General features: G+C 49.4%; 4 protein-coding genes. All 4 read right to left on the reverse strand.

Annotated features, from left to right (window positions below):
* Positions 1–84: 84 nt before the first annotated feature.
* The 4 genes from BWI97_RS12115 to BWI97_RS12130 all read right to left on the reverse strand — a co-directional run bounded on the left by BWI97_RS12115 (position 85) and on the right by BWI97_RS12130 (position 5,528).
* A complete protein-coding gene (locus BWI97_RS12115; RefSeq protein WP_094810528.1) occupies positions 85–780 on the reverse strand; it encodes an NUDIX domain-containing protein in 696 nt (231 codons plus the stop codon).
* A gap of 204 nt (positions 781–984) precedes the next feature.
* Entirely contained in the window at positions 985–1,908 is a 924-nt protein-coding gene (locus BWI97_RS12120; RefSeq protein ID WP_102201189.1) for an arabinan endo-1,5-alpha-L-arabinosidase, read from the reverse strand.
* A 113-nt stretch (positions 1,909–2,021) separates the two neighbouring features.
* Entirely contained in the window at positions 2,022–3,971 is a 1,950-nt protein-coding gene (locus BWI97_RS12125; RefSeq protein WP_102201190.1) for an alpha-L-arabinofuranosidase C-terminal domain-containing protein, read from the reverse strand.
* A gap of 21 nt (positions 3,972–3,992) precedes the next feature.
* Positions 3,993–5,528, reverse strand: a complete 1,536-nt coding sequence (locus tag BWI97_RS12130; RefSeq protein WP_102201191.1) for an alpha-N-arabinofuranosidase — start codon at positions 5,526–5,528, stop codon at positions 3,993–3,995.
* Positions 5,529–6,017: the final 489 nt, after the last annotated feature.

A 6,017-nucleotide genomic window follows, 5' to 3' on the forward strand; every position in this document is an offset into this window, starting at 1 on the left:
TTATGGCTTGAACCTGTATTTCCTCTCGCTTCTTGACTCTACTCAAGACGTTGGTTCGCCTTTGAAAACCTTACAATCTGGCGATTAAAAATCACTGATAAAGTGAAGGAAAGCATTAAACTGTTTCTGGTATCGTTCCTGATCGAGTCGGTACAGGATGGCTTTTTTCGTCAGACTCTGTTCGTTTTTTTCGCCTGTATCTTTCAGCAGTTTCGTGGAAAGAATCTTACGGCTGAAATTCCGGCGGTCGAAAGCCTGACTGTAAATGGCTTCGTATAAACGCTGTAGCTGAGGAATCGTAAATTTTTCGGGAAGTAACTCAAAACCAATGGGGTGCAGGGCCGCTTTGTACCGCAGACGTTGCAGGGCCATTTGTACCATCCGGCCGTGATCGAAAATCAGATCCGGCATGGTTTCCAGACTTTGCCAGTACGCATTTTTCGAACGGGCTAATTCTGCGTCATGGTCGGAGATGTTGATTAACGCGTAAAAACTGACGGATACGGTCCGCTCGACTGGATCACGCTGCACCTCACCGAAGGTATGCAGTTGTTCCATGTACACATTCTCCAGGCCCGTCAGTTCATGCAAAATGCGTTTGGCCCCTACTTCCAGATCTTCGTTTTCATTCAAAAATCCGCCCATCAGAGACCATTTTCCCTGCTCCGGCTCGAAGTTCCGTTTAATGACTAACAACTTCAGTTCCTCGCCATCGAAGCCAAAAATGATACAATCGGTGGCAACCAGCACGCGGTTGGAATGAGGATACTTTAGAAGCATGGAGGTACAAGGTGGCTGCGGAACAATACGCTTAAATCGTGTCGAAATAACACAATATTTTTGTATTTACCATATATTTTTTAAAATTATTTAAGCTTCGAAATGGGAAATAAAGATAGGAATGGACGGGCGGTTCACTACTACGTTTTAACGATAGCTTGTAACCAAATGCGAAGTCCGTTAGCTTGGTTTTGATGCCTAAACTTAGGGAGTTAGTATCGGCCAGCCCTTTTTAAACTGAAGCTTCAGTAATCGCAGTTTCGATTTACCATTATCATTAGCATCGTAGTAATGGGTAGATACCAGTCGTTTCTCAGCGAGTAATCCCACGTGGCCCGGACCAATAAACTCTCCTGACGTTCGCAGTACTATCGTTCCTCCTCCCTTGGTCAGATCTTTACCCGTATCATCCAGAAATGGGCCCAAGGGTTGTTCCGAGCGGCCTACTACGATGGTATACGTACTATTTACTCCCTTACAGCATAGACCGTTATTGACGAACAGGTAATAGTACTTTCCTTCTTTGATCAGGCAGGCGGCTTCCCAGTCCGAAGCGTTGCCGCCCGCGACTTTCGTTAGCGTAGCTCCCGTCTTGATTTTTCCGGTTGACGTATCCAGTTCCACCGTCGCAATTCCACCAAAAAACGAACCGTACGTTAGATAAACTCTGCCGTCCGTATCGTGAAACAGATTGGGGTCGATGGCATTATAGCCTTTACGGTCGCTGGATTCGATCACCAGGCCCTGATCCTGCCACTGGTACTGCGGGGAAGCGGCATCGAGCGTGACGTTCGTCGCCAGTCCCAAAGCCGAAGTCGAAGCCCCAAACGTTGAACAGGAATAGTACAGATAATACTTTCCATTCATAAATAGCAGATCGGGAGCCCAGAAGTGGCCTTTGAACCCGGGAACGCTGGTGTTGATCCATTCCGGCCAGGTACCCTTTTTGAATACCGGTTCGCTTTGCTGCCAGCTTTTTAAATCCGTGGAGGTGTGTACTGTGATGCCGTGCCCGGTTGAGAAGAAATAGTACTTATCGCCCTCTTTTAGAATGGTACTCGGATCGTGCGTAGCAGGAGCCTGCGAGAAAGCCCATACCGGTAGAAGAAACAAAAGCCAGCGAAGCATAGAATAGTCCAGAGGTTTAGCGTAGGAAATCTGAATTTCAATCTTGTAGTCGACTTAAAAAGAAGGCCGGGATTACCAAACCCGGCCTTGCATGAGCACCAACAGAACAAGTACTACTTTACTACTTTTACCCGTACAACCGTGAATGACTGCGGAGCCAGTGTCAGGTTGAGCTTCGTTCCTTTTACGGCCAGCTCTTCCTCCGTCGGACTCACCTGCTTGGGCTGATCGAAGCTATTCACGGCTCCCGGTTCGCTACTTTTCAGCGTAAATCGTTTGCCTTTATTTCCCAGTTTTTTGACACCTTCCAGATTGACCGTATGCGTTTGAGGCTGACTGGAAGCGTTGACGAGTTTCAGAATTACCTCTTTCGTCGGTTCGTCCCAGGTAGCCGATGCGTACAGTTGTTCCTTGCCCGTAATCAATTGATTATTGGAAAGAATGGGCAGCACTTTGGTACCCTTATTGGTCGAATACAGCTTCTGCACGTAATAGTTGGGCGTTCCGTACGACTGCAGGTTGTTCATCCAGATCAGGTCAGGCGTCCATTGCCAGCCGTCGGCGTGGGCAAACAGCGGAGCGTACGAGGCCATGTGCACAACATCGGCGTTCCGTTCCAGACCCGTCATGAAAGCCGCTTCCGATAGGGCACAAAGCCAGGTATTCCGGTTCTCAGGACTGGCAATATCTTTACTTTGAGACGCGTACTCGCCGGCGAAAATCTTGGGACCGTTGCGATCGTAATCGTCGTAACGCGTGGCATTTTCCAGAAACCACTCGGGCTTGCGGTAGTAATGCTCGTCGATAATATCGGCTTTCAGCGATCGTAATTTCCCATTGAGAAAACCGAAGACTTCCCCATCCGGATTTGGTCCGGCACTCGAAATCAGGCGAACCTCCGGGTATTTGGACTTGATCGCTTTCTCAAAGACTACGTACCGATCAATGTATTGCGGTCCCCACTGCTCGTTACCGACCCCCAGTAACTTGAGGTTGAACGGAGCCGGGTGCCCCATGTCTGCTCGGAGTTTTCCCCATTTGGTGTCCGTCGATCCATTCGCGAATTCAATCAGATCCAGAGCATCCTGTACGTACGGATCCAGTTCCTCGACCGGTACTACTTCCGCCGTGTTGTACTGACAGGCCATGCCGCAATTCAGAATGGGCAGGGGTTCAGCTCCAATGTCCTCCGCCAGCTGGAAGTATTCGAAGAAACCCAGTCCAAACGTCTGGAAATAATCGGGCGTCAGCCGGTGTTTGAATTCCTTATTCCAGCGGTTAATCGCTACTTCACGACCTTCCAACGGTCCTACCGTCTTCTTCCACTGATACCGATTGCTCAGGTCCATGCCTTCCACGATGCAGCCCCCGGGAAACCGCAGAAAACCGGGTTTCATATCGGCCAGCAACTGGACCAGATCGGCCCGTAAGCCGCCCGGACGGTTTTTCCAGGTGTCCTGCGGGAAAAGCGAAAGCATGTCCAGATCAGCCGTTCCGGTTCCTTCAAACCAGAGATTGAGCCTGGCTTTGGGCTCGGTACCATTCGACGTGAAACGTACGGAATGCTTTTCCCAGTCGGTACTGTTGAGGGGCAACGAAGCCGTGCCGAGTACCTGACCGTCGGGTTTCACGAGTTCGAGTTTCAGCGTCAGATTTCCTTCGACGTTTCGCGAGAGTACGGAAAAATCGTAGCCAACGCCCTGTTTAACGCCCATCCCCCGAAAACCTTCGTTGGTCAACCCGTACTTCCCCCCTTCGGTCTTCACGCGAATGAACCGGGGGTTTTCGGGCTGATCCTGCCGGTTGAGTACCAACACGGTTGATTTCGGGTTTTTCTGCTCTTTCCAGCCCATCATCGGAGACTCGAACTCAAAAGAGCGGTTTTTGATGAGTTCGGCGTACAGGCCGCCGTCAGCTCCCATGTTAATATCCTCGAAAAACAGGCCCCACATGGTCGGTTGAATCTCTGCTTTGGGCTGATTCACTTTCACCACCAGCGGATTCTGAGCTAGTACCTGTCCGGCTAAACCCAGAGCCAACACGGTTGTATACCACTTTTGCATTACGTATGCGGTTAATGTTGTTTACTTGAGTTCCAGTACGACGACGGACGCCGGAGGAAGTTTTACCTTCAGCTGATTGCCCGACAGGCTCGCTCCGTTGAACGCAACCGGATGTATTTTGTTAGGATTTTCGAAGGTGTTGTAATCCTGTAATTTGCCGGAAGACAGTATCCGACCGCTTACCGTTTCCAGGTTCATTCCTTTCAGATCCACGATGATATCCTGCTCTTTTTTCGGATCAATGTTCACCAGTGATACGTGCGTCAAACCACTTTTATTTTTTGATGCCGACGCCGAAACGGCTTTCAGCTTATCTGATTCGAAGTTGTAATCGTTGCTTTTCAACTGAACAGGTAGCAGGGTGGCGTCCTGGTGCACGTTGTACATTTCCATGACGTGGTACGTAGGCGTCAGGATCATTTTTTCGCCCTTCGTTAGAATAACCGACTGTAGTACGTTCACGACCTGAGCCAGATTGGCCATCCGAATCCGGTCGGCGTGGTTATGGAAAATGTTCAGGGTTACGCCCGCAATCATGGCATCCCGGATGGTATTCTGCTGGTACAGAAAACCCGGATTGGTTCCCGGCTCTACCTCGTACCAGCCGCCCCATTCGTCCACCACCAGAGCTACTTTTTTCTTCGGGTCGTACTTGTCCATGATGGCACTGTGCTTCTGGACGAGTTCTTCCATAAACAAAGCCTGCTTCATCGTGCCGAAATACTGTTTTTCGTCGAATTCCGTCGAAGGTCCTTTTTTCTGCCAGTTCGTTACTGAATAGTGGTGCAGAGCCACCCCCGCCAGTAATTCATGGGGAATGTCCCGCATGAGCACTTCCGTCCAGTTGTAGTCGGCGGAATTGGCCCCGGAGGCGATTCGGAACAACTTGGCTCCATTGCCGTCCGGCATAAAGGTGGCGTACTTACGGTATTCGTTGGCGTAATATTCGGGCTTCATATTACCGCCGCAGCCCCAGGCTTCGTTACCGACCCCCCAATATTTAACATTCCAGGGTTTTGCCCGGCCGTTTTCCTGCCGCAGGTTCGACATGGGGCTTTTGCCTTCAAAGTTCACGTACTGTACCCATTCGGTCAGTTCCTGAACTGTTCCACTACCGACGTTACCCGCCAGATACGGCTCCGCTCCCAGGCGTTCGCACAAGTCGAGGAAGTCGTGCGTACCGAAGCTGTTATCTTCCGTTACCCCACCCCACCAGGTATTGACCATGGACGGACGCTTGCCCTTGGGGCCAATGCCATCTTTCCAGTGATAGGTATCCGCAAAACAGCCGCCGGGCCAGCGAAGGTTGGGTATTTTCAATTTCTTGAGAGCATCGACCAGATCGTTGCGTATGCCTTTTTGATTGGGAATTTTTGTATTCTTTTCCCCCACGTAAATGCCGTCGTAAATACAGCGTCCAAGGTGTTCAGCAAAGTGGCCGTAAATGTGTTTGTCAATGATAACGTTTTCCGAAGAAGTACTGATCGTCAGCTGATTTTGGGCAACCGCCCAGCTGGAAACCAACGCACAGGCTAGCGTAGTAAGTGCTTTTTTCATAGTAAGTCAAGGCCGCGATTCAATGTGTTTAGGCGAAATGTTCTTGTTCAACGCTACGATACTACCTTCAAAAGTAAAAGGTTGAAAAGGGTTTGACTCCCTACGGTTTACCTGTTTATTCCTTTATTTTGACATTTCTGCAAGACATCTAAAAAAATATAGTCAAAATAGTGTTTAATGTCATCTACCTGAAAGATTTGTAGCAGTAATTCTTTCGTGTCTTTACCTGAATAGGATTCAATCCAGCCCCGATTCACGGATTTTCATGATCCTGTAAACACTTTCGCACTAACCTCAACTGAATTCATTCGTACCCATTCATTCGATACGGTAGCATGGAATGAATGAGTACGAGCGAATCCTTAAACCCTCTATTTGGGGACGATCGGTTTGTTTACTTTACCATTTAATTTCCTGCACGGGCGAGTACAGCAATTCGGCCACCCCGGCCGTTTTACCCCGATTCGGCCATACGCGTAATTTTTCCCT

This window comes from Siphonobacter sp. BAB-5405 (assembly GCF_002872335.1).
Classification (GTDB): Bacteria; Bacteroidota; Bacteroidia; order Cytophagales; family Spirosomataceae; genus Siphonobacter.